We start from the raw sequence: 24,338 nt of genomic DNA, 5'->3' as shown, positions 1-24,338 counted from the left end.
TATCTGTCATTGCTCCCAGGGGGTGGGTGAGGGAAAATGCACGCCTTTTTTCAGTTTCGTTATTCACTCTACTCAATTCCCGCAGGAGAACAGCGATGCCCAGCCGTCGTGAGCGTGCCAATGCCATTCGTGCCCTCAGCATGGATGCCGTGCAGAAAGCCAACAGCGGCCACCCCGGTGCCCCGATGGGCATGGCGGATATCGCCGAGGTGCTGTGGCGCGACTACCTCAAGCACAGCCCGGCCAATCCGGCTTTCGCTGACCGTGACCGCTTCGTGCTGTCCAACGGCCATGGTTCGATGTTGATCTACTCGCTGCTGCACTTGACCGGTTATGACCTGTCGATCGACGACCTGAAGAACTTCCGCCAGCTGCACAGCCGCACCCCGGGCCATCCGGAGTACGGCTACACCCCAGGTGTGGAAACCACCACCGGTCCGCTGGGCCAGGGCCTGGCCAACGCCGTGGGCTTCGCCCTGGCGGAAAAAGTCCTGGCGGCGCAGTTCAACCGTCCGGGGCACAAGGTCGTCGACCATCACACCTACGTTTTCCTGGGTGATGGCTGCATGATGGAAGGCATTTCCCATGAAGTCGCTTCCCTGGCCGGTACCCTGGGCCTGGACAAGCTGATCGCTTTCTACGACGACAACGGCATTTCCATCGACGGCGAAGTCGAAGGCTGGTTCACCGACGACACCCCGAAACGCTTCGAAGCCTATAACTGGCTGGTGATTCGTAACGTCGACGGCCACGATCCGGAAGAGATCAAGACCGCCATCGAAACGGCTCGCAAAAGCGCCCAGCCGACCCTGATCTGCTGCAAGACCACCATCGGTTTCGGCTCGCCCAACAAACAAGGCAAGGAAGACTGCCACGGCGCCCCGCTGGGTGCCGAGGAAATCGCCCTGACCCGTGCCGCGTTGAAATGGGAACACGGTCCATTCGAAATCCCGGCCGACATCTACGCCGAATGGGACGCCAAGGAAAAAGGTCGTGCGTTGGAAGCCGACTGGGATCAGCGTTTCGCCGCCTATTCCGCCGAATTCCCTGAGCTGGCCAACGAGCTGGTGCGTCGTCTCAGCGGCGAGCTGCCGGCCGACTTCGCCGAAAAAGCCTCGGCCTACATCGCCGAAGTGGCTGCCAAGGGCGAAACCATCGCCAGCCGCAAGGCCAGTCAGAACACCCTGAACGCCTTCGGCCCGCTGTTGCCGGAGCTGCTGGGCGGTTCGGCCGACCTGGCCGGTTCCAACCTGACCCTGTGGAAAGGCTGCAAAGGTGTCAGCGCCGAAGACGCCAGCGGCAACTACATGTACTACGGCGTGCGTGAGTTCGGGATGAGCGCGATCATGAACGGCGTAGCCCTGCACGGCGGCCTGGTGCCTTACGGCGCCACCTTCCTGATGTTCATGGAATACGCCCGCAACGCCGTGCGCATGTCGGCGCTGATGAAAAAACGCGTGCTCTACGTGTTCACCCACGACTCCATCGGCCTGGGCGAAGACGGCCCGACTCACCAGCCGATCGAGCAACTGGCCAGCCTGCGTTGCACGCCGAACCTGGACACCTGGCGCCCATGCGATGCCGTGGAGTCGGCGGTGGCCTGGAAATACGCCATCGAGCGCAACGACGGCCCATCGGCGCTGATCTTCTCCCGTCAGAACCTGCAGCACCAAGCCCGCGAAGCCGGCCAGATCGACGAAATCGCCCGTGGCGGCTACGTGCTCAAGGACTGCATTGGCGAGCCTGAGCTGATCCTGATCGCCACCGGTTCGGAAGTCGGCCTGGCCGTCCAGGCTTATGACAAGCTGACCGCACAGGGCCGCAACGTGCGCGTGGTGTCCATGCCGTGCACCAGCGTGTTCGATGCTCAGGACGCCGGCTACAAACAGTCGGTGCTGCCGCTGCAAGTCAGCGCCCGGATCGCCATCGAGGCCGCTCACGCCGATTATTGGTACAAGTACGTGGGCCTGGAAGGCCGCGTGATTGGCATGACCACCTACGGTGAGTCCGCGCCTGCGTCGGCATTGTTCGAGGAATTCGGTTTCACCCTGGAGAACATCTTGGGTCAGGCTGAAGAGCTGCTGGAAGACTGATCCGAAAGTTGCGTCGTCCGGATTGACGTCATCGCGAGCAGGCTCGCTCCCACTAGGATCTTCACCGACCCTGTGGGAGCGAGCCTGCTCGCGATAGTGTCGGTCCAGTCGACGCGCCCTGATGGACTCACCCTGGTCAGAGAACCCCCCCATGCCCCAACCGCGTCCCTACAAAGTTGCACTCAACGGCTACGGCCGGATTGGTCGTTGCGTCTTGCGTGCGTTGTTCGAGCGAGGGGCGAAGGCCGGGTTCGAAATTGTGGCGATCAACGATCTGGCCGACATGGCCAGCATCGAATACCTGACACGCTTCGACTCCACCCACGGCCGGTTTCCCGGTGATGTGCGGGTCGACGGCGACTGTCTGCACATTAATGGCGACTGCGTGAAAGTCCTGCGCAGCGCCACCCCCGAAGGCATCGATTGGGCGTCCCTGGGTGTCGATCTGGTGCTCGAGTGTTCCGGTGCCTATCACTCCCGCGAAGATGGCGAGCGTTTCCTCGCGGCCGGTGCGCCGCGGGTGCTGTTCTCCCAGCCGATGGCCAGCGAAGCGGACGTGGATGCCACCATCGTCTACGGTGTGAACCAGGATTGCCTGACCGGGCATGAGCTGCTGGTGTCCAACGCCTCCTGCACCACCAACTGCGGTGTTCCGTTGTTGCGTCTGCTGGACCAGGCCATCGGCCTGGAATACGTATCGATCACCACCATTCACTCGGCGATGAACGATCAACCCGTGATCGACGCCTATCACCATGAAGATTTGCGCCGCACCCGTTCGGCGTTCCAGTCGGTGATTCCGGTGTCCACTGGTCTGGCGCGTGGTATCGAACGGCTGCTGCCGGAACTTGCCGGGCGAATTCAGGCCAAAGCGGTGCGGGTGCCGACGGTGAACGTGTCCTGCCTCGACATGACGATGCAGACCGTGAGCGATACCGACGCCACCGAGGTCAACCGGATCCTGCGCGATGCCGCCACCAGCGGCCCGCTCAAAGGCCTTCTGGCCTATACCGAGTTGCCCCATGCCAGTTGTGATTTTAACCATGACCCACATTCGGCCATCGTCGATGCCAGCCAGACCCGTGTCTCCGGGCCACGGCTCGTGAACATCCTGGCCTGGTTCGACAACGAATGGGGTTTTGCCAATCGAATGCTGGACGTTGCCGAACATTATCTGCAAGCAGCGACTTCGCGTTCTGCTTCCAACAAACCTGCTCTCTAACCAAACAGTTATCCAGGAATTGCGACCCATGACCGTGTTGAAGATGTCCGACCTCGATCTGCAAGGTAAGCGCGTACTGATCCGCGAAGACCTCAACGTCCCCGTCAAGGACGGTGTCGTCACCAGCGACGCGCGTATCCTGGCTTCGCTGCCGACCATCAAGCTGGCCCTGGAAAAAGGTGCGGCCGTGATGGTCTGCTCCCACCTGGGTCGCCCGACCGAAGGTGAGTTCTCGGCCGAGAACAGCCTCAAGCCGGTGGCCGATTACCTGAGCAAGGCCCTGGGCCGCGAAGTACCGCTGGTGGCGGATTATCTGGGCGGCGTTGACGTGAAGGCCGGCGATGTCGTGCTGTTCGAAAACGTACGCTTCAACAAGGGCGAGAAAAAGAACGCCGACGAACTGGCCCAGCAATATGCTGCCCTGTGCGACGTGTTCGTGATGGACGCGTTCGGCACCGCTCACCGCGCCGAGGGCTCGACCCATGGCGTGGCGAAGTTCGCCAAGGTCGCGGCGGCGGGCCCTTTGCTGGCCGCTGAACTGGACGCACTGGGCAAGGCCCTGGGCGCACCGGCCAAGCCAATGGCGGCTATCGTCGCCGGCTCCAAGGTGTCCACCAAGCTCGACGTGCTGAACAGCCTGAGCCAGATCTGCGACCAGTTGATCGTCGGCGGCGGCATCGCCAACACCTTCCTCGCGGCGGCCGGTCATCCTGTCGGCAAGTCCCTGTATGAACCGGATCTGCTGGACACTGCCCGTGAAATCGCCGCCAAGGTCAGCGTGCCGCTGCCCGTGGATGTGGTGGTTGCCAAGGAATTCGCTGAAAGCGCTGCCGCCACCGTCAAGGCCATCGCCGATGTCGCCGAAGACGACATGATTTTGGACATTGGCCCACAGACCGCGGCCAACTTCGCCCAATTGCTGAAATCTTCCCAGACTATTCTGTGGAACGGTCCGGTCGGTGTGTTCGAGTTCGACCAGTTCGGCAACGGCACCAAGGTCCTGGCCCTGGCCATCGCCGAAAGCGCTGCGTTTTCCATTGCCGGGGGTGGCGACACCCTGGCGGCCATCGACAAGTACGGCGTGGCCGAGCAGATTTCCTACATTTCGACGGGCGGCGGTGCGTTCCTCGAATTCGTCGAAGGCAAAGTGCTGCCGGCGGTGGAAGTGCTGGAAAGCCGGGCCAAGGCCTGAGACCAGGTGACCAGGCAAAGGAGTGTTCCGATGGTCAAAACGTGGATGCTTTTGTCACTGACCGTGGCCCTGGCCGCTTGCGGCAGTCAGCCGCAAGCCACCCCGGAGCCGGTCCCCAGTGAGCCCGCGTCGGGCTGCTACCAGGCGGACTGGCAAGCGGAAACCAACCCGGTCCTGAACAAGCGTTCGGGGCCGGACGGTCTGGACAAATACGAAACGCAAACCCCGGCCAAGGAACATGGTTGTCCTTGACGGGTCTGACCCTTTAACTCAGGGCTGGCGGCGTGTGTCGTCAGTCGAGGAACACGGATGAAAGGCTTTATCGCCGTCGTGGCGTTGGCATTGCTGGCCGGTTGCGCGCAGTTGAATCTGCTGCATCCGTCCGAGCCTGTGGCGGGCTGGACCACCTGGACTTGCGACAGCGAGGCCAAGGTGATCTGGCGCTACACCGATGACGCCCACAAGGCCGTCGACGTCCGCCTCGGCGGCGCCGAGCAGGTTTATCGCCTGAAACTGGAACCGGGGGCGTCGGGTGCGCTGTACAGCGACGACATGCTGGCGTTCCACATCAAGGGCGAGGAAGGCCTGGCGTACTGGGTTGCGACCAATGACTTGATTGGGCGTGGCTGCAAGGCCGATTGACTCACAGAGATCCGGTGTGGGAGCGGGCTTGCTCGCGAATGCAGTGGGTCAGCTTGCATTTTTGTTGAATGTGAAACCGCATTCGCGAGCAAGCCCGCTCCCACAGGGGCCTCTATAGTTTCGAGAATTCTGCTTCACCGAACACCCGGGCCGGGGACAACCCCCGATCCGCAATGACTTGAAGAGCCGCCGCCGCTCCGGCAGGCTGGCACGATTAACGACCCTCGACCGGGAGAGACACACAATGGCACTTATCAGCATGCGTCAGATGCTGGACCACGCAGCCGAGTTCGGCTACGGCGTTCCAGCCTTTAACGTCAACAACCTCGAGCAGATGCGCGCCATCATGGAAGCCGCTGACAAGACTGACTCTCCGGTGATCGTCCAGGCTTCGGCCGGTGCTCGCAAATACGCCGGTGCGCCATTCCTGCGTCACCTGATCCTGGCTGCGATCGAAGAATTCCCGCACATCCCGGTGTGCATGCACCAGGACCACGGCACCAGCCCGGACGTCTGCCAGCGCTCCATCCAACTGGGCTTCAGCTCGGTGATGATGGACGGCTCCCTGGGCGAAGACGGCAAGACCCCGACCGACTACGAATACAACGTGCGCGTCACCCAGCAGACCGTTGCCATGGCTCACGCCTGCGGCGTTTCGGTGGAAGGCGAGCTGGGTTGCCTGGGCTCGCTGGAAACCGGCATGGCCGGTGAAGAAGACGGCATCGGCGCCGAAGGCGTGCTGGACCACAGCCAGATGCTGACCGACCCGGAAGAAGCCGCCGACTTCGTGAAGAAAACCCAGGTCGACGCCCTGGCCATCGCCATCGGCACCAGCCACGGCGCCTACAAGTTCACCAAGCCGCCTACCGGCGACGTGCTGGCCATCGACCGCATCAAGGAAATCCACAAGCGCATCCCCAACACCCATCTGGTGATGCACGGCTCGTCCTCGGTGCCGCAAGAGTGGCTGGCGATCATCAACCAGTACGGTGGCGACATCAAGGAAACCTACGGCGTACCGGTTGAAGAAATCGTCGAAGGCATCAAGCACGGCGTGCGCAAGGTCAACATCGACACCGACCTGCGCCTGGCCTCCACTGGCGCGATGCGCCGCCTGATGGCGACCAACCCGAGCGAATTCGACCCACGCAAATTCCTCGGCGCCACCGTGACTGCCATGCGGGATGTGTGCATCGCGCGCTATGAAGCATTCGGCACCGCCGGCAATGCTTCGAAGATCAAGCCGATCTCGTTGGAAGGGATGTTCCAGCGGTATCTGAAGGGCGAGTTGAACGCTAAGGTCAACTGAGTTTCAGGTGTCATAAAAAACCCGCAGAGATGCGGGTTTTTTTATGGCGGCGTGTTCACTTACTGAAGTTTAATTGCCGAGCCTTTGTCACAACTTAGTGATGTGATTTTATTGTTCTTGTCAGTGTAGATGTTAAGACGATCCTGAACGAAGTCCTTTGTTGCTATGCCTGGCGGTGGGATTGTTCTGGCAAGGCTTGCGTTCGCGGTTTTAACGGCTTCTTCCACGGTTGTGGCGTCTGCTACCTTGCCCACGAAGCTTTGGACCAAAGAGCTGTCGCAAGCCGCATGCGTTTGAGTGGCGGCGCCGAGCAACAGCGGTAGCGCCAAAAGTAAAGGTTTGCTGATCATGATGCTGAACTCCTGTTTTTGAATGCTTACCCATATGGGTAAACTCAGTCTGGAGAATGCAGCGTTTTGGGCTACTGTAATAAGTAACAGTTCTTTAGAGTTTTCCGACTTTACCCTTTTTTTTGTTGCTCTTGATTGGTATAAGCAGGGGGTATAAGGAGTGCCAACTCTTACAGTTGTTTTATTCTACTGACCCGGCCATCGCGAGCACTTTATTGCTCTTCAAGTCCGCGTCGTTCAATCACTGCGAAAACATCCGCCACGTCCTGGACCATGATCCGGGCGATATTGGTGATGGTGTTGATGTCGTTCCCGGCCGAGTCGCGCAGGGTGGTGCAGGCCATTAGGGTCAGGTAGTCGAGGGTAGCGTGCAGGCGTTCGCTGGCGCAGGCGTGGAGTTCGGACAGGGGGCTGCGCTGTCGATGAACAGAACGGGATTGGTGGTCGCGATTGGAGTTAAGGGGGCGAAGCGGCTGGATGATTCATTCGTTGTCATTAAGGTTAGGCTCTATCAAGGAAATAGAATTGCCACCTTTTTGCTGCGAAACAAATGGGTGGCAGTTGCGTGCGGGTTCGCAGACCGAGGAAGAGACCAAACCCGGCAGACCCGAAGGTCTCCCACACGCAACCGCCATAAAATGAACGCCGGCAAGTTTGCCTGAGTTTTCATTCGACGGTGCAAGGTATCATTCTCTTTTTTGGGCTGCGAAACCCCGTCACCGACCAAAGCCAGCGACGCCCCTAACTATAGAGCGGATTTAGAGCGGATTTTTGACGCAACAATCGACCTGTAGGACGCCCGTGAACCCCGTGGCGAGGGCGCTTGCTCCCGCTCGGGGGCGCAGTCGCCGTAAACATTGGACATCGGCTAGGCCTGACAAAAAGAAGGGGCCGCTTCGCAGCCCAGCGGGAGCACGCTCCCTCGCCACGGTGCGTGTTTTCCTACGAGGTTTTCAGAAGGGCAGGTGCCCAGTATTTTCACTGTCGCAACGCCTGGGCTGGTGCTTTGGTGGATTAGGTACAGCCGAGGGAGTTTGGTCGGCTGTGAGGCCGCCTTCGCGAGCAAGCCCGCTCCCACAATTGGAGCGGAGTGCAACCGTAAAGAATAGGCCGACCCAAGGCCGCAAGGGCGCCTCGCTTTTGCTTTTGATCTTGGGCGCCCCGTTAACCACAAGGGCCGAACGCAGGCATTGTGTAGTGGGCAACCCGGCATGGATGCCGGGTTAGCCGCGCTGGGCCATGGATGGCCCTTCGCGGCGGGCCCACTGAGCAATGCCGGAGTGAGGGAACACCTCGCGTAAGCGAGGTGCCCAGTGGTGGGGCAAGGCGCTTTTGGTTACTTTTGGCGCCTTTTCAAAAGTAACCCGCCGTAAGGGCGGAACCCTAAGCCGCCGTTACCGAAGAAACGGATATACACACCCATCCATATCAGGTGTTGTGATCAATATCCAACCGACTGAACGTCACTTTTCCGCCTTCGCTGGTATAGCCCGTATTGTCCTGCACATACGCCCCAGCCTTGAAGTACAACGGCTTGACCCGCCAAGTGGAACTGATAGTGGTATACCAGCTCCGCCCCGCCGCCGTGATGCCCAGATCACCGGTACGATCCAGATGAATACGGTAGGAAAACGCCTGGGAAAGCTTTACCCCGCTGGCAACGGTGATAATCCGGGCCGTGCTGTCATCGGGACGCATGCGGACCTTGGCAACGATGTCACCGAGGTTGTTGGTGTCCTTGTACTGGTACTCCAGTTTCACCATGGGTTTGTTGCTGTCTTTGGTATGGATCTGACCGATCACCACCTTGCCACTACTGGGCACTTGGTTGACGGTCAGGGTGGCATTCAGAAAGTTGTCGGCTTCAGGGTATAACCAGTTGCGCAAGGTGCCGTCTTTGTAGGTCTCGCGCAGTTCGGTGCGCGGATAGATAGCGTTTTCAGTCTTTGTCCCGGTGACCGGTGCCCAGAAATACACCGTGCTGCCTTCAGAGTTGAAGTATTTATCCTGGAAACCATCCACCAGGCGGGGTGTTTCGATGGTTTTCGGCGGGCTGCCTTCGGGGATGCTCAAGTTCCAGGTGGCTAGATCGACCATGTACGGATCCTTATCTTCGGAGTTAAAAGCTGAAAGATCTGACGAAGGCTCTATGTCGAGCATTCCAGGGGCCTTGATAGGCGCGGATGAACTTTTTCCAGTCCGTCAGAGTGGTCTTTGGCGCTTTTGTGCCCGAGAAAAATGACCGTTGGTCGGCGACTTCGATTTGGAATTGAACGATGGCGCTATGGCACCTGTCGCTTTCGGGTGTGACGCAAGCAGCGATCCTTGCTGCTATAGGCTTGCTGCGCGGCCTTAAATGGCGTGCTTGATTTCCAGCAAGCTGAACGTCACTTTCCCGCCTTCCGTCGCGTATCCGGTGTTGTCTTGCACATAGACGCCCGCCTTGAAATACAGCGGTTTGTCCTTCCAGCTCGGGTCGATGGTGGTTCTCCAGTTGTAACCCGCCGCGCTGATGCCCAGGGCGCCCTTCGGGCTGAGGTGGATCATGTAGGAGAAATTGCGGTCGAGCTTCACGCCGGTGGCGACGGTGATGACCTGACCGCTTTCATCATCGGGACGCATGCGTACCTTTGCAACGATGTTGCCAGTGGAGCTGTAGGCCTTGTACTGGTATTCCAGTTTCACCATGGGGCTGGTGCTGTCCTTGGCGTGGATCTGGCCAATCACGATTTTGCCGGTGCTGGGCACCTGGTTGACGGCCAGGGTTGCCCGCAAGGTGTTGTCCGCCGCCGGATACAACCAGTTGCGCAGGGTGCCGTCGCTGTAGGTTTCCCGCAGTTCGCTGCGCGGGTAAATCGCGTTGGCGGTCTTGGTGCCGGTTACCGGCGCCCAGAAGAATGCGGTGCCGGTTTCGGCATTGAAGTATTGGTCTTTGAACCCTTGTGCCAGACGCGGGGTTTCGATGGTGATCGCTGGGCTGCCTTCAGGGATGCTCAGGTTCCAGGTGTTAAGGTCAATCATGTTCAGATCCTGTCGTTAAAAATGTTGCACGCCACAGCGAAGGCTCTAACCCGCGCTTTCGGGGCGCCCTGATAACACCGGAATGAGCTTTTTGTGGTTCTGTCGGCGGATGTTTGACGTCAATTGAGCGTCGCGAACAGTCATTGCAGTTTTTGTGCCCGAGAAGGGTGACCGTTAGTCGGCTATTTCGGGCTTTGTCAGGATGATGGCGCGATGACAGCTACTGCTTTTTGGAAACCCGGTCTAGAGTGAGATCACAGTAATTTGTCCGTTTTGCTACTTAAAACGGACATGGCGCCCCGATAAGAGAAGCAGCATGGAATGCGTGCAACCTACGCTTGGTGAAGACAGCTCCGTCCTTCTGGTTGTTGATGATTACCCTGAAAACCTGCTCAGCATGCGTGCGTTGTTGCAGCGTCAGGATTGGCAGGTCATGACCGCGTCCTCGGGTGTCGAGGCCCTTAATCTGCTGCTCGAACATGACATCGATCTGGTGTTGTTGGACGTGCAGATGCCGGACATGGACGGGTTCGAGGTGGCCCGCCTGATGCGTGGTAGCCAGCGGACCCGGCTCACGCCGATCATTTTTCTGACCGCCAACGAGCAATCCCAGGATGCGGTGATCAAAGGCTATGCCAGTGGTGCCGTGGATTACCTGTTCAAGCCCTTCGATCCGCAGATCCTCAAGCCCAAGGTCCATGCCTTGCTGGAGCACCAGCGCAATCGACGGGCCTTGCAGCGCCTGAGTCAGGACTTGGAAGCGGCCAGGGCTTTCAACGCCTCGGTGCTGGACAATGCCGCCGAAGGGATCCTGGTGGTGGATGAAAATGGCGACATCCGTTTCGTCAACCCATCGGCCTGCCGCCTGCTCAACGCTACCGCCGAGCAGCTCCAGGGCATGCCGCTTCTGGATTTCCTGCAGAAGCCGCACATTCCCCGATGGATCGATTCCGAGATCCATGCCGCGTATTGCCGAGGGCAGACCTGGCGCTTGCATGACGCGGTGTTGCGCACAGCGCCCGGCCAGCAGGTGTCGGTGGCATTGTCCTGCGCACCGTTGCCGTCGGAGCAGAAAGCCATGGTGGTGACTCTCCAGGACATGTCGGTGGTTCGTCACCTGCACCAGCAACTTGAATTCCAGGCTGTCACGGACCCGTTGACCGGTTTGCTCAATCGCAGGGGCTTCTATCAGACCGCCGAGAACCTGCTGATGCGCAGCGAGCGGCTGGAGAGCAACTGGGTGCTGTTGTACCTGGATCTTGATGGCTTCAAGCGGGTCAACGATTCGCTGGGCCATGATGCTGGCGACCGGGTGTTGCGCTGGGTTTCCGAGCAGTTGAAAGCCTGTCTGCGACCGTTCGACATCCTGGCGCGGCTCGGTGGTGATGAATTCACGGCCCTGCTGGATCTGGAGCATCCGGAGCAGGCCGCCAAGATTGCCGAAATGCTGATCGAGCGTGTCTCGATCTGCCAGCAGATCGAGGGCATGGATGTCACGCTGGGGGCCAGCATCGGTATTGCGACGTATCCGGATTGCGGTGCCAATCTCGACGGCCTGTTGCGCGCGTCGGACATCGCCATGTACGAGGCCAAGCGCGCCGGTCGCCAGCAATACCGCTTCTACGACCACGAAATGAACGGTCGGGCTCGTTCGCGGCTGATGCTCGAAGAGAGCGTGCGCTCGGCCATCGAGAACCGCGATTTCAATATGGTCTACCAACCTCAGGTGAGCATCGGCGATGGGCGTATCCGCGGGTTCGAAGCGCTATTGCGTTGGCAGCATCCGAGCGTCGGCGATGTGCCGCCGGGCCTGTTCCTGCCATTGCTGGAGGAGGCGCGATTGATCAGTCGGCTGGGCAGTTGGATCTATCATCGCAGCGCGGCCCAGCGCAAAGTCTGGGAGCGGTTGTTCTCCGATGATCTGGTATTGGGCGTGAGCCTGAGCAGCACCCAGTTCGGTATGCCCAACCTGGTGACCGAACTGCGCCAGGTGTTGGAGCGCCATGCCTTGAAACCTCGACAGCTGGAGGTCGAGGTGACGGAAGATGCGCTGATGCGCAACCCTGACGAAACTCACAAGCAGTTGCGCTTGCTGCGTCACCTCGGAGTGCGGGTCGCGCTGGATGATTTCGGCTCGGGGCCGTGCTCGTTAACGCACTTGCGTGACCTTGAACTCGATACGCTCAAGCTCGACCGGCACCTCATTGCCCGATTACCGGGTTCGCCTCGGGACGCAGCGTTGGCCGCCTCGGTGATCGACCTGTGCTCGCAATTGGGCTTGCGGGTGATCGCCGAAGGGGTGGAAACCGTGGAGCAGTATCAATGGCTGCAAGCACACGGCTGCGAATATGTGCAGGGGTTTCTCGTGGCTCACCCTCTGATGGCCGAAGACACCGATGCCTTCGCCAAGCCGTTTGACTGGAGCACGGTCCAGGCTTGAATTCGCTAAACTGTCAGCCTTTTTCCGACGTTCCCGTGCCGATGACCGCGCTCAAATACCTCCAGGCGTACCCCGCCGCCCTGCAAGCCCAGGTGCGGCAATTGATTGCCCAGGACCGCCTGGGCGATTACCTGCACCAGCGTTATCCCGGCCGACATCCGATCCAGAGCGACAAGGCCCTGTACGGCTATGCGCTGGATCTCAAGCAACAGCATCTGCGCAACGCACCGGCCATCGACAAGGTGGTGTTCGACAACCGCCTCGACCTGACGCATCGGGCTCTCGGCCTGCACACCACGGTGTCGCGTGTACAGGGCAGCAAACTCAAGGCCAGGAAAGAGATCCGCATCGCATCGCTGTTCAAGGAGGCGGCGCCCGAATTCCTGAAGATGATCGTGGTGCACGAGCTGGCTCACTTCAAGGAGTCGGACCACAACAAGGCGTTCTATCAACTCTGTGAGCACATGCTGCCGGGGTACCACCAACTGGAATTCGACTTGCGGGTGTACCTGACCTGGCGCGATCTGCAATCACAAAAGGAATGACCGGATGGATGTCAGCAAGACAAAAAGCAGCTTTTATCGCCGCTTGTATGTGGCCTATCTGATCGACAGTGGCGTGGCCCGCAACGTTCCGGCGCTCACCGAAGTCACCGGCATGCCACGGCGTACCGCCCAGGACACCGTCGCGGCGCTGGCGGACCTGGACATCGTGTGCGAGTTCGAGCAGCAGGAGGGGGCTCGTCACCATGCCGGGTGTTATCGGATTCGCGATTGGGGAGCGATTGACCGGCGGTGGATCGAGGGAAATCTGGAGCGGATCAAGGCGGTGCTCGAGTATCCCTGACTGTTGGGCTTTGTCTGGACTGGCCTCTTCGCGGGCAAGCCGCTCCCACCAAAAGCACGCGGTGCGGTGTGAGAGCAAGCCTGCTCGCGACGGCGTATTCAGGGACGATGCATACCGATGTGTGGAATCCCGTCTTCCAGATACTCGACCCCCACCGCTTGAAAGCCGTAGCGCCCGTAATACCCCTGCAAATGCGCCTGCGCAGACAGTGAAATCGCCGTTCCGGGCCAATGCTTTTCGGCGTGCTTGAGTCCCTGTTCCATCAGCGCGTGGCCCAGGCCCTGCCCACGAGCCTGTGGCGCGATCACTACGCGTCCGATGATCACGTCGCTGTTTTGCGAATGGGGGTCGAGCAAGCGCAGGTAGGCCACCAGGTGATCATCCTGCCAAGCCATCAAGTGGCAGGTGTCGCCCGCCAGATCCAGGCCGTCGACGTCCGGATAGGCGCAGTTCTGCTCGACGACGAATACTTCGGCACGCAATTTCAAGATGGCGTACAGCTGTTCCCTGCTCAGGTCACTGTGGTGTTTGCAGACCCAATCGATGCCCATTTTTGAATTCCCTGAAGAAACCGATGCCGATATTAAGTGCCCTGTCACCGCATGTCTTTTTTTGTCACGACCGGAAAAAACCTGGAAAAGGCCAAAATGCCATTATTCATTTGTCACGGTGCTGTCGCCTTTATGTAATCTGTTGGCAGGCGCTGCGCAGTGGCTTCAATGAGCTAATGTTAGAACGCAGGTTTCGGGCTGTGCCTGAGTTTCGGCTAAAAACACGGGCTTTGCACCCTTCAAGGATGTTTGGCATGCCGCGATTGCATCGAGCTCTTGTTTTGATCGGGTTGCTGTTATGGGGCTACGACGCCTGCGCGCAGAAATTGCGCCTGGTGGGCGATGGATGGCCACCTTTTACCGATTCGACGCTGGTCAATGGGGGACTGGCGACCGACATCGTCAGTACCGCGCTGGCGCGGGCGGGTTATGCCAGTGAATTCGAGCAGGTACCCTGGGCCCGAGCGATGCTGGGGATCAGCGAAGGCCGTTATGACGTGCTGGTCAATGCCTGGTACAGCGAGGAGCGCACCCTGATAGGCCAGTTCTCCGCCGAATACCTGCTCAACCGCGTGCGCTTTCTCAAACGCAAGGATGCCACCGTCGAGTTCGACAATCTGCAACAGCTATACGCCTATCCCATCGCCGTGGTTCGCGGTTATGCCTATTCAAAGGCATTCGATGAAGACCAGCAGTTGCAGAAAGTCCCTGTGCATAATTTTGCGATGGCGGTACGCATGCTCGCCGCCGACCGGGTGAAGCTGACTTTGGAAGATGAGTACGTAGCCCGTTACTACCTGACCCGAGAGTCGGCCAAGGTGCGCAATTCCGTAGAGTTCCTGCCCAAGCCCCTGAGCGAAAACAGCCTGCATATCTTGGTCAGTCTGAAGAACCCGGAACATGAGCAGATCGTCGCGGGGTTCGATCGGGCGATCGCCGCGATGAAGGCGGATGGAAGTTATGCGCGGTTACTGAAGCAGCATGGGATGTAGAGGCTGTTGCGGCCTCATCGCAGGCCTCAAGCCTCGGCCGCATCCTTGATCAGGTGCGCCGCCAGGGTGCGCAACGGGCCTAGCTGGCGGCAGATCAGCGCCAGTTGCGTCTGCACCAGTCGCTGACCTTCATCGATTTCGTCAGGCATCTGTTCGAGCTCATTGGCCAGGGCTTCTTCCTCATCGCTCTGGATCGCGATTGGCGTCTTGCTGGTCAGACCCTGGGCGATCTCGTCGATGCTGGAGGCCAGCTTCGCCCCGGCCCCCTCGATCAAATGTTCGCGCACATCGCCCGGCAACTCCGTGCCCCGGTGGGCGCCCAGGCCCGAGAGGTAGCTGAGCAGCGTGTGCGACAGCACCAGGAAGCGGAATCCGACGTCGGCCTCCTTACGGAAATGCCCCGGCTCCATCAGCATGTTCGCCAGGGTGGTAGACAGCGCGGCGTCAGCGTTATGGGCGTTGCGGCGGGCCAAGCGGTAGGCCAGGTCATCGCGCTTGCCGGCGGCGTATTGCTGCATGATCTGGCGCAGGTAAATGCTGTTGCAGGTCAGCGTATTCGCCAGCACCTTGTTCAACCGGCGACCCTGCCAGTCCGGCAGGAACAGGAACACCGCCAGCCCGGCGATCAGGCTGCCCAGCAGGGTATCGAACAGGCGCGGCAGCAACAGCCCATAGCCGTCGCCGACCTGGTTGAAGCAGAACAGCACCATGATGGTGATCGCGGCCGTCGCCAGGGTGTAGCGGGTCGTGCGATTGGTGAAGAATACCACCCCGGCGGCAATGGCGAAGCACGATTGCACCAGCGGGTTGGGAAACAGGTCGAACAGCGCCCAGGCCACGGTCAGACCGATGGCGGTGCCGATGATCCTCTGGCCGAGCTTGCGTCGGGTCGCGCCGTAGTTGGGTTGGCAGACAAATAGAGTGGTGAGGATGATCCAGTAGCCCTGGGACGGGTGGATCAAATGCACCATGGCATAGCCGACGCTCAGCGCCAGGGGCAGGCGCAGGGCATGGCGGAACAACAGCGAGGTGGGCGTGAGCTGGGTACGCAGGCGTAGCCAGACATCCTTGAGGTTACGCGGCGAGCGGTCGAGCAAGCTGCTGTCGGTGGCGTCGGCCAGGGCGTCGGGGTTGCTGGCATCGCTGAGCAAACGGTCCATGGTGCCGAGGTTCGCCGCCAGTGCCCGCAACGAACGCAACAAGCCACGCCAGGCCGGGTTGCTCTGGATACGCAAGTGTTCGAGGGACGCGTGCAGGTCGTTGAGGGCTTCGGCAAACGTGTCGTCGTAGACGAACGGCTGGCGCATCTGGATCGACTCGGCCAGGGCCTGGCAGGCCTTGCCTTGCTGGCGCAACAGGCGTTGGCAACGAAAGAGCACATCGCTGTGGAAGAACGCCTCGGCCAACGCGTTGTAAGGGTAGTGGGAGGAACTGGCGCGTTCGTGGATGTCCTGGGCGAGGAAATACAACTTCAGGTAGCGGCTGACCTTCGAACCCGGTCGGCCATTGCCGACGCGGTGCAGGATGATTTCCTTCGCCGTGTTGAGCGCCGCCACCACCCGGCCGTTCTGTTGGGCCAGCTCCAGACGCCGGGCTTCGATGTCCAGTTGGCGAATCGGTTCGAGCAACGACGACTTGAGTTTCAAGTAGCGACCCAGCTCGCGAAACAACCGCGCCAGGCTCTGTTGCACCGGCTGATTGGAAAACAGCACGTGCCACAGCACCGACAGCATGCCATACCATGCGGCGCCGGCCACCAACAGCAGGGGTTCGTGCCAGAAGTCATTGACCGCGCCGCCACGCTGGTCCACGCCGATCATGGTGTAGACCGAAAGAATCAACGTGGCCGAGGCAATCGCGCCGTAGCGTTCACCCAGGGCGCCGAGCATGGTCAGGCCAAAACTCGCCAGGGCCAGGGCGAAGATGAACAGGACGGGGTAGGGAAACAGCAGTTCCACCGACAGCGCGGCAACGCTGAAGCAGACCAGGGTCACGGCAAGTGCGTTGAGACGGCCCTGCCAATTGTCATCGGTCTCGGCCAGGGCGCTGGCGATGATGCCCAGGAACAAGGGAATCAGCAGGGTCATTTCGTCCAGGTACCAGCACAGCGCCATGCTGCCGGTCAGGGCGATGAATACCCGCACGCTGTAGCTGAATTTATCCAACGCCCAAAGGCGACGCAGAGACTGACGGAACGAGGTCGATGACATGAAATGCACAGGCCTGACGGGCAATGACACTAACTTGAGGCAGTAATGACGCCGACGCAATGGGGGCGATCACATCCGACAGCAAAAAGTGTTCCGCGACCCACCGCGTAACTAATGTGGGAGCGGGCTTGCTCGCGAATGCGGTGTGTCAGTCAGCATCGAATTGACTGACACACCGCATTCGCGAGCAAGCCCGCTCCCACAGGGGTTAGTGACCACATTCAAATCATGCCAGGTCAGACGTACTGCGCCGCCGCATACCCCGATGCCCACGCCCACTGAAAGTTGAACCCGCCCAGGTGGCCGGTGACGTCCAGCACTTCGCCAATGAAATACAGGCCGGGGCTTTTCAGCGATTCCATGGTCTTGGAGGAGACTTCCCGCGTGTCGACGCCGCCCAGGGTGACCTCGGCGGTGCGGTAGCCTTCGGTGCCCGCCGGGATGACGTTCCAGCTCGCCAGCTTCTCGGCGATGTCCGCCAGCTCCGCGTGGGTGTACTGCTTCATGGGCTTGGAGACGAACCAGGCGTCGGCCAGCAGATTGGCCATTTTCTTGGTGAACAACTCGCCCAACAGGGTTTTCAACTCACTGTTGGGGCGCTCGGCTTGCTGTTGTTGTAGCCATTGCGGCACGTCGTGATCCGGCAGCAGGTTGATCTGCACCGTGTCGCCTGGCTCCCAGAACGACGAGATTTGCAGGATCGCTGGGCCACTGAGGCCGCGATGGGTGAACAGAATGTTCTCGCGAAAGCTCTGGCCGTTGCAGCTCACCAGGCAGTCCACCGACGTGCCGGAAAGTTCGGTGCACAGCGTCTTGAGTTGATCGGTAATGGTGAATGGCACCAGTCCGGCGCGGGTCGGCAGCAGTTGGTGGCCGAACTGCCTGGCCACCTGATAACCGAAACCGGTGGCCCCCAGGGTCGGGATCGACAGCCCGCCGGTGGCGATGACCAGGGATTGGCAGGCGACGGCGCCGAGGGTGGTTTGCAAACGATAGCCGCCGTCGGTTTTTTCGATCTGCTCGATGGAGGTGTCCAGGTGCAGGTTCACACCGGCCTGGTCGCACTCGTCCAGGAGAACGCCGAGGATGTCGCTGGACTTGTTATCACAGAACAATTGACCGAGTTTCTTCTCGTGATAGGGCACGCCGTGCTTGGCCACCAGGGCGATGAAATCCCACTGGGTGTAGCGAGCCAGGGCTGATTTGCAGAAATGCGGGTTCTGCGAAAGAAAATTGCCCGGTTCTGTGTACATATTGGTGAAATTGCAACGCCCGCCACCGGACATGAGGATTTTCTTGCCAGCCTTGTTGGCGTGGTCCAGCAACATGACCTGTCGACCACGCCCGGCGGCGGTCATCGCGCACATCAACCCTGCGGCGCCAGCGCCAATGATCACGACTTCGGTAGAGCGCAAAACGGTGTCCTCTCAAATCGCCACAATTGAATGTGGGAGCGGGCTTGCTCGCGAAGGCGGCGTGCCAGTCAGCATTGAATGCGCTGATACTCCGTCTTCGCGAGCAAGCCCGCTCCCACAGGGGGATCTTCGTTGGATTGAAGATCGTTTTTACAAAATCCGCACCCGCAACGACCGACCCTTGATCTTGCCTTCGTTCAGGCGCTTGAGTGCCTGTTTGGCGATGCCACGTTCCACGGCCACGTAAGCCTGGAAGTCGAAGATCGCGATCTTGCCGACCTGGGTGCCGGGAATGCCGGCTTCACCGGTCAGGGCGCCGAGGATGTCGCCGGGGCGGACCTTGTCCTTGCGTCCGGCGGCGATGCACAAGGTGCTCATGGCCGGCAGCAGCGGGCCGCCGCCCTGGGGCTTGAGGTTGTCCAGTTGGTCCCAATTCAGTGGGGACTTCTGTAACTGTTCGATGGCCTGGGCGCGGTGTGCTTCGGACGGCGATACCAGGCTGATCGCGATGCCTTTTTCACCGGCGCGTCCGGTGCGGCCGACGCGGTGGATGTGGATTTCCGGGTCTCGGGCCAGTTCGACGTTGATGACCATGTCCAGGGCATCGATGTCCAGGCCACGGGCCGCCACGTCGGTGGCCACCAGCACCGACGTGCTGCGGTTGGCGAACATCGCCAGCACCTGGTCACGGTCGCGCTGTTCCAGGTCGCCATGCAGGCCAACGGCGGAAATACCCTTGGCCGTCAGGTGATCGACGGTTTCCTGCACTTGCTGTTTGGTGAAGCAGAAGGCCACGCAAGAGGCCGGACGAAAATGCGCCAACACCTTGACCACGGCCTCCATGCGCGCTTCAGGGGATATTTCGTAGAAGCGTTGCTCGATCTGCGCGTCGGAATGCAGGGCCTCGGCCTTGACTTGCTGCGGGTCGCGCATGAATTTGGAGGCCAATTGCTTGATGCCTACCGGGTACGTGGCGGAGAACAGCAACGTCTGACGGCGCTCCGGGGTCTGCTGGATGATGTCTTCGATGGCATCGTAGAAGCCCATGTCGAGCATGCGGTCGGCTTCGTCGAGCACCAGCGTGTTCAGGCCGTCGAGCACCAGCGTGCCCTTGCTCAGGTGTTGCTGGATGCGCCCCGGGGTGCCGACGATGATGTGGGCGCCGTGTTCGAGGGAGGCGATCTGCGGGCCGAAGGACACGCCGCCACACAGGGTCAGGACCTTGATGTTGTCTTCGGCCCGGGCCAGGCGGCGGATTTCCTTGGCGACCTGGTCGGCCAGCTCGCGGGTCGGGCACATCACCAGCGCCTGGCAACCGAAGTAGCGCGGGTTGATCGGGTTCAGCAAGCCAATGCCGAAGGCTGCGGTCTTGCCGCTGCCGGTCTTGGCCTGGGCGATCAGGTCCATGCCCTTGAGGATCACCGGCAAGCTTTGCGCCTGGATCGGCGTCATCTGGGCATAACCGAGTGATTCGAGGTTAGCCAGCATGGCAGCGGACAGCGGCAAAGTATTAAAAGCGGTGGCGATGGTGGTCACGGGGCGGGCCTGCAAAACAAAATGTCGCGCAGTGTAGCAGCCTCGTGCCACTTCCTTCGAACCTTCTGGACGAGCTGTGGGTTCAAAGTTCTAGTGCTCGATATGCTCATCGGGACGCTTGCGCCGCCGGCCATCCTCCTTCGACAACTGGGAGAAAATCGTCGCCGCCAACATTGCCATGATCCCCACCGTCACGAAGGTCAATTGGAACGCGCCCAGTACGGTGTCCACGCCGTCATTACCGACCTGGGCCGTGAAACCACCGAGCAGGGCACCGGCGCAGGCCACGCCCAGGCTCAGGGATAGTTGCGCCACCACGGACAGCAAACTGTTGCCGCTGCTGGCGCTGGCGTCGTCGAGGTCGATCAGGGTCACGGTGTTCATCGCCGTGAATTGCAACGAGTTGATGGCTCCCAGCACCGCCAGTTGCGCCAGCAGCAGCCAGTACGGCGTCTGTTCGCTCACCAGGCCCATGCTCGCCAACATGATGCCCAAGGCCAGCGTGTTGCCGGTCAGGACGATGCGATAGCCCAGACGCTCAATCAACGGTCGGGCCACGGACTTGGCGACCATCGCCGCGGCCGCCAGGGGCAACATGCTCATCCCGGCCTGAGACGGTGAATAACCCAGGGCGACTTGCAGCAACAACGGCACCAGGAACGGCAAGGCGCCGCTGCCCAGGCGGGCGAACAGGTTGCCGAGGATGCCCACCGCGAAGGTCCGGGTCTTGAACAGCGAGGGCGGGAACAGGGCATTTTCGACGTGCCCGGCCCGCAACCAGTAGGCGGCGAGGCAGGCCATGCCGCCGAACAGCAGCAACATCACCCGCAGGTGCGGCAAATGCAGTTCACCCAAGCCTTCCATGGCGATGGTGATCAACACCATTGCCGCGCCGAACAGCAAGAAGCCCAGCCCATCGAACCGCGTGCGTTCGCTGCCACGCAGATCGGGGATGAATTTCCACACCGCATAGCAACCGATCACGCCCACCGGCAGGTTGATGAGGAAGATCCAATGCCAGGTCAGGTACTCCACCATCCAGCCGCCCATGGTCGGGCCGATCAATGGGCCGAGCAGGCCGGGAATGGTGATGAAGCCCATGATCCGCACCAGTTCCGAGCGCGGGTAAGCGCGCAGCACCACCAGCCTGCCGACCGGCAGCATCAGCGCGCCGCCCAGTCCCTGGATCACCCGTGCGCCCACCAGCATGGTCAGTGAGTTGGACAAGGCGCACAGCAGCGAGCCGAAGCTGAACAGCAGGATCGCGCCGAAGAAAATCTTCTTCGTGCCAAAGCGGTCGGCGATCCAGCCCGAGGCCGGGATCAACAACGCCACGGTGAGCATGTAGGCGATGATCACGCCCTGCATGCGCAGCGGGTTTTCCGCCAGGTCAGTGGCCATGGCGGGCAGGGCCGTGTTGAGAATAGTCCCGTCCAGGGACTGCATGAAGAAAGCGATCGCCACCACCCAGGGGAGCCAGCGGGCAGTGACGGCATCAAGCGGGGCGCGGTTGGGCATGGGGCCTCTTGGGTGATGTGTTGATCAGGAACAGGTGTCGCTGTTGTGGCGAGGGGATTCATCCCCGCTGGGGTGCGAAGCAGCCCCAAAACTGTCGCCTCGGTGAATCAGGCTGATTGTGTTCATTTGATTTGGGGGCGCTTCGCACCCCAACGGGGATGAATCCCCTCGCCACACATCATCTGCACCACAGGTTTGCATCTGGTTCACAGCGTCAGCGTCAACCGCTTGACCAACGCCCCCGGCAGCAGCATCGAGGCCGTGGCTCTTTGGCTGTAGGTGCTGGCCGAGAGCAGAAGTTCCCGCTCCCGGGTCAGGCCTTCGAGCTGCGAACCCAGCAGGCTGTAGACACTGTCGTCGAAGCGCATGGTGCTGACCGGCGCCACAATCCGGCCATTCTCGACCCAGAACGTGGCGAAGCGGGTCATGCCGGTCAGGCGGGCGGCGGCTTGATCCGAGTAGTTCAGGTACCAGAGGTTGCTGATATACAACCCGGTGCCGAGCTGCTCAAGAATGTCCTTCTGCGCCAGGTGGCCTTCTTTCATGTCCAGCGCCGTGGGGTACTCGTAGCTGCTTGCACCGTTGGCGGCGAGGCCATATTCGGCGGCGCTGCGGGAGTTGACCAGGCGATCGTGCGCCGTGCCTTTGGCGATCAATGCCAGATCGTCGCGTGGATAACCCTCATCGGAGAACGCCGGGCTCAGTGAGCCACTGACCTGCTCGCGCAGCCACACATTGGGGCTGAAATGCGCTTCGCCGGCGTAGAACTTCTGCAACGGGCTCTGCTTGCTGCCAATCGCTTGGGCCGAGAAACCGCCCCAACTGAGCATGCCCATGATTTCTTCCAACGCGGCCGGCGCCAGATAGGCGCGGTACTCGCCGGGTGGCAGCGTACGCAGCGGTTGACCCAGGAATGCCAGTTGCTGGCGTGCCAGTTCGAAGCGCTGGGCAAAACCTTCGGTGCTCCACTGGTGTCCGGCGTAGCTGGCCTTTACGGCCTGGCCGTTTTCATGGAACAGGCTGAAGTCGAAATTGAAGCTGTTGGCTTGATGCCAGCCGAACGCGCCCGCAGAGCTGGCGAAACCGCGACTGATGGGCCCGGCGGCATAGATCCCCACCAGATCCAGGCCTTCGGCGGCGCCAGTGATTTCGGCAACGGCCTGTTCGGTGTCCGGCAGCGGATGGGCCTGTACGTTGTCGCTATGCCAGTGGTTGTGGTTGAGCAGCAGGTACGGATCGGCTGGCAGCAGCGGCAGGGTATCGCGCAGTTGTTGCAGCCCTTCGGCCAGGCGTTGCAGGTCCGTCGCGGTGTCGCCGGACAAGGTGATCTGCAAATCGGCATGGCGACCGTCGTCGATCAGTTTGAAACTTACGTTGGCCTGTTGCACCTGCCCGGCCTGACGGACCTTGCCATGGTTGAAGCGCACGAAGGCCGAGGATTCGGCGGCATAGCCAAGGGTGAACTGTTCGGGCGCACGCAGTGCACCGTGCAGCCAGTCGACCAGCGTCTTGAACGCCTCGGCCTGATTATTGACGGTACTCATCAGGCGTCTCCCCCAAACACATCAACGTTGCTGAACACACACGCCGGCGATGCATGGCCGACGCGGATGACCTGGTTCGGCTCACCCTTGCCGCAGTTCGGCGTGCCGAGGACCTGTCGGGTAGCGGCATCGCCCACGGCCCGCAGGCTCTTCCAGAACTGCGCGGAAATGCCCCGGTAGTTGGGGTTTTTCACCACGCCCTTGAGTTCGCCGTTCTCGATCAACTGTCCCCATTCACAACCGAACTGGAATTTGTTCCGCGCATCGTCGATGGACCAGGAACGGTTGGTGCGCATCAGCACGCCGTGCTCGATGCCCTGGATCAGTTGCTCCAGAGACTGATCGCCCGGCTCGATGTTGAGGTTCGCCATGCGATCGATAGGGGGGCGGTTCCAGCCACAGGCGCGGCTGTTGGCGACACCGTCCAGGCCGGCACGGAACTGCGACAGCGCACCCCCCAGTGGACGCAGCAGCAGGCCTTCGCGGATCAGGAACTGTTTGCTGGCGGGGCTGCCGTCATCGTCATGGCTGTAGCTGGCCAGTTCCTCGGGAATGTCCGGGTCGAAAGTCACGTTCAGCAGGCTGGAGCCATATTGCAGGTGCCCGAAATCACTGGCCTTGACGAAGCTGGTGCCGGCGTAATTGCGCTCGTCCCCCAGGATCCGATCCAGCTCCAGCGGATGGCCGATGGACTCGTGGATCTGCAGCATCATCTGGTCGGGCATCAGCAGCAGATCCCGAGGGCCTTGCGGGGTGTTCGGTGCCAGCAGCAGTTGCAGGGCCTGGTCGGCGATCTTCGGTCCGGCACCGACCAGGCCGCAACGCTGGATGACGTCGAAGCCGCCCTGCTGGCCGAAGTTCTCGCGCCCCAGGGTGCGGGTCTGGCTGTCATGGCCGTCGAAGGCGGTAACTTCCAGGGCCGGGTAGATGAAACGTTGGGCCTGGCGCAGTTCGGCGCCGGCGCTGTTGAGGTAGATCTGCTCGACCTGGGTCAGGCCGATACTGACTTGCCAGTTCACCAGGCGCTCGTCCCGGGGGACCGCTGCCGATTCGTCGCCCAGCAGTTGGTAGCAATCGCTCAGCGAGGGGAACGCCTGGTCGAAATGGGGCGAGAAGTAATCGGCGCGGTCGCTGGATACCGCTTGCTCGCGCAAGTCGAGCAAGGCATGGGGCTTGAGTCGGCGGGCTTGCTGCTCGGCCCGTTCCAGCGCCGCTTGCAGGCCGGCCTGGGACAAGTTGTTGGTGGCCGCGTAAGCCTCGACACCGTTCACCCGGACGGTAAGCATCGCGCCTTCGTCACGGTTCAGGCTGGGCGGTTCGGCGATGTTCTTGCGTACCGACAGATGCTGGCCGGACTCGCGCACATAACGCAGGGAAAAAAATTCGGCGCCCGTGCGCAAGGCAGCGAAGCGCTGCTTGAGCTGGGGGTGGAAGTCGAACATGGAACCTCCTTGTTG

20 protein-coding genes and 1 pseudogene are annotated in these 24,338 nt (G+C 60.8%); 10 read left to right on the top strand and 11 right to left on the bottom strand.

The window, feature by feature from the left end; all coding sequences use genetic code 11:
• The first annotated feature begins 95 nt into the window (after positions 1-95).
• From tkt to fba, 6 genes are all read left to right on the top strand, one after another.
• Positions 96-2,093, top strand: coding sequence for a transketolase (tkt, locus tag EGM97_RS03070; protein ID WP_238960753.1), 1,998 nt, complete (start codon positions 96-98; stop codon positions 2,091-2,093).
• Between the two features lie 151 nt (positions 2,094-2,244).
• Complete coding sequence (epd, locus tag EGM97_RS03065; protein WP_238960755.1) at positions 2,245-3,315, top strand: erythrose-4-phosphate dehydrogenase; 1,071 nt, start codon at positions 2,245-2,247, stop codon at positions 3,313-3,315.
• A 28-nt stretch (positions 3,316-3,343) separates the two neighbouring features.
• On the top strand, positions 3,344-4,507 hold the full coding sequence (locus EGM97_RS03060) for a phosphoglycerate kinase (RefSeq protein ID WP_238960756.1): 1,164 nt from the start codon (positions 3,344-3,346) through the stop codon (positions 4,505-4,507).
• Between the two features lie 30 nt (positions 4,508-4,537).
• The gene (locus tag EGM97_RS03055; RefSeq protein ID WP_238960757.1) at positions 4,538-4,759 is read left to right on the top strand and encodes a hypothetical protein; all 222 of its coding nucleotides are present in this window, start codon (positions 4,538-4,540) and stop codon (positions 4,757-4,759) included.
• Between the two features lie 57 nt (positions 4,760-4,816).
• On the top strand, positions 4,817-5,149 hold the full coding sequence (locus tag EGM97_RS03050; protein WP_238960758.1) for an MliC family protein: 333 nt from the start codon (positions 4,817-4,819) through the stop codon (positions 5,147-5,149).
• A 244-nt stretch (positions 5,150-5,393) separates the two neighbouring features.
• Positions 5,394-6,458, top strand: a complete 1,065-nt coding sequence (gene fba, locus EGM97_RS03045) for a class II fructose-bisphosphate aldolase (RefSeq protein WP_238960759.1) — start codon at positions 5,394-5,396, stop codon at positions 6,456-6,458.
• A 59-nt stretch (positions 6,459-6,517) separates the two neighbouring features.
• On the opposite strand, the gene EGM97_RS03040 is transcribed toward fba, so the two are convergent.
• The 4 genes and pseudogenes from EGM97_RS03040 to EGM97_RS03025 form a co-directional block, all read right to left on the bottom strand.
• Positions 6,518-6,808 (bottom strand): I78 family peptidase inhibitor, encoded by a 291-nt coding sequence (locus tag EGM97_RS03040; protein ID WP_238960760.1) that lies wholly within the window; start codon positions 6,806-6,808, stop codon positions 6,518-6,520.
• Between the two features lie 212 nt (positions 6,809-7,020).
• Positions 7,021-7,304: pseudogene (locus tag EGM97_RS03035) on the bottom strand (fructose-bisphosphate aldolase).
• A 932-nt stretch (positions 7,305-8,236) separates the two neighbouring features.
• Positions 8,237-8,905, bottom strand: a complete 669-nt coding sequence (locus EGM97_RS03030) for a polysaccharide lyase family 7 protein (protein WP_238960761.1) — start codon at positions 8,903-8,905, stop codon at positions 8,237-8,239.
• 255 nt (positions 8,906-9,160) lie between these two features.
• Positions 9,161-9,829: a polysaccharide lyase family 7 protein gene (locus EGM97_RS03025; RefSeq protein ID WP_238960762.1), complete on the bottom strand. Its 669-nt coding sequence runs from the start codon at positions 9,827-9,829 to the stop codon at positions 9,161-9,163.
• Positions 9,830-10,145: 316 nt separating this feature from the next.
• Between EGM97_RS03025 and EGM97_RS03020 the strand changes: the two genes are divergently transcribed.
• The 3 genes from EGM97_RS03020 to EGM97_RS03010 are packed head-to-tail and all read left to right on the top strand — an operon-like array spanning position 10,146 to position 13,115.
• Positions 10,146-12,269 (top strand): putative bifunctional diguanylate cyclase/phosphodiesterase, encoded by a 2,124-nt coding sequence (locus EGM97_RS03020; protein WP_238960763.1) that lies wholly within the window; start codon positions 10,146-10,148, stop codon positions 12,267-12,269.
• A gap of 41 nt (positions 12,270-12,310) precedes the next feature.
• Positions 12,311-12,814: a M48 family metallopeptidase gene (locus EGM97_RS03015; protein ID WP_053156468.1), complete on the top strand. Its 504-nt coding sequence runs from the start codon at positions 12,311-12,313 to the stop codon at positions 12,812-12,814.
• Between the two features lie 4 nt (positions 12,815-12,818).
• Complete coding sequence (locus tag EGM97_RS03010; protein WP_238960766.1) at positions 12,819-13,115, top strand: winged helix-turn-helix domain-containing protein; 297 nt, start codon at positions 12,819-12,821, stop codon at positions 13,113-13,115.
• 98 nt (positions 13,116-13,213) lie between these two features.
• Here the strand turns inward: EGM97_RS03010 and EGM97_RS03005 are convergent, their stop codons facing one another.
• Positions 13,214-13,666, bottom strand: coding sequence for a GNAT family N-acetyltransferase (locus EGM97_RS03005; RefSeq protein ID WP_238960767.1), 453 nt, complete (start codon positions 13,664-13,666; stop codon positions 13,214-13,216).
• Between the two features lie 254 nt (positions 13,667-13,920).
• Between EGM97_RS03005 and EGM97_RS03000 the strand changes: the two genes are divergently transcribed.
• A complete protein-coding gene (locus EGM97_RS03000; RefSeq protein WP_238960768.1) occupies positions 13,921-14,658 on the top strand; it encodes a substrate-binding periplasmic protein in 738 nt (245 codons plus the stop codon).
• Positions 14,659-14,684: 26 nt separating this feature from the next.
• On the opposite strand, the gene yccS is transcribed toward EGM97_RS03000, so the two are convergent.
• From yccS to EGM97_RS02970, 6 genes are all read right to left on the bottom strand, one after another.
• The gene (gene yccS, locus EGM97_RS02995) at positions 14,685-16,868 is read right to left on the bottom strand and encodes a YccS family putative transporter (protein WP_238960770.1); all 2,184 of its coding nucleotides are present in this window, start codon (positions 16,866-16,868) and stop codon (positions 14,685-14,687) included.
• Between the two features lie 236 nt (positions 16,869-17,104).
• Entirely contained in the window at positions 17,105-18,283 is a 1,179-nt protein-coding gene (locus EGM97_RS02990) for a BaiN/RdsA family NAD(P)/FAD-dependent oxidoreductase (RefSeq protein WP_238960772.1), read from the bottom strand.
• Positions 18,284-18,433: 150 nt separating this feature from the next.
• Positions 18,434-19,771 (bottom strand): ATP-dependent RNA helicase DbpA, encoded by a 1,338-nt coding sequence (gene dbpA / locus EGM97_RS02985; RefSeq protein WP_238960825.1) that lies wholly within the window; start codon positions 19,769-19,771, stop codon positions 18,434-18,436.
• A gap of 138 nt (positions 19,772-19,909) precedes the next feature.
• A complete protein-coding gene (gene mdtD / locus EGM97_RS02980; RefSeq protein ID WP_238960773.1) occupies positions 19,910-21,337 on the bottom strand; it encodes a multidrug transporter subunit MdtD in 1,428 nt (475 codons plus the stop codon).
• 206 nt (positions 21,338-21,543) lie between these two features.
• On the bottom strand, positions 21,544-22,881 hold the full coding sequence (locus EGM97_RS02975) for a TldD/PmbA family protein (protein WP_238960775.1): 1,338 nt from the start codon (positions 22,879-22,881) through the stop codon (positions 21,544-21,546).
• Positions 22,881-24,323 (bottom strand): TldD/PmbA family protein, encoded by a 1,443-nt coding sequence (locus tag EGM97_RS02970; protein WP_238960776.1) that lies wholly within the window; start codon positions 24,321-24,323, stop codon positions 22,881-22,883. Before EGM97_RS02970 ends, EGM97_RS02975 begins: the two co-directional genes overlap by 1 nt.
• Positions 24,324-24,338: the final 15 nt, after the last annotated feature.

The organism is Pseudomonas sp. AF32, from assembly GCF_022342325.2.
Taxonomy (GTDB): Bacteria; Pseudomonadota; Gammaproteobacteria; order Pseudomonadales; family Pseudomonadaceae; genus Aquipseudomonas; species Aquipseudomonas uvaldensis.
Note: the sequence above shows the minus strand (reverse complement) of the source record. Positions and strands in the feature narration are given on the sequence as shown.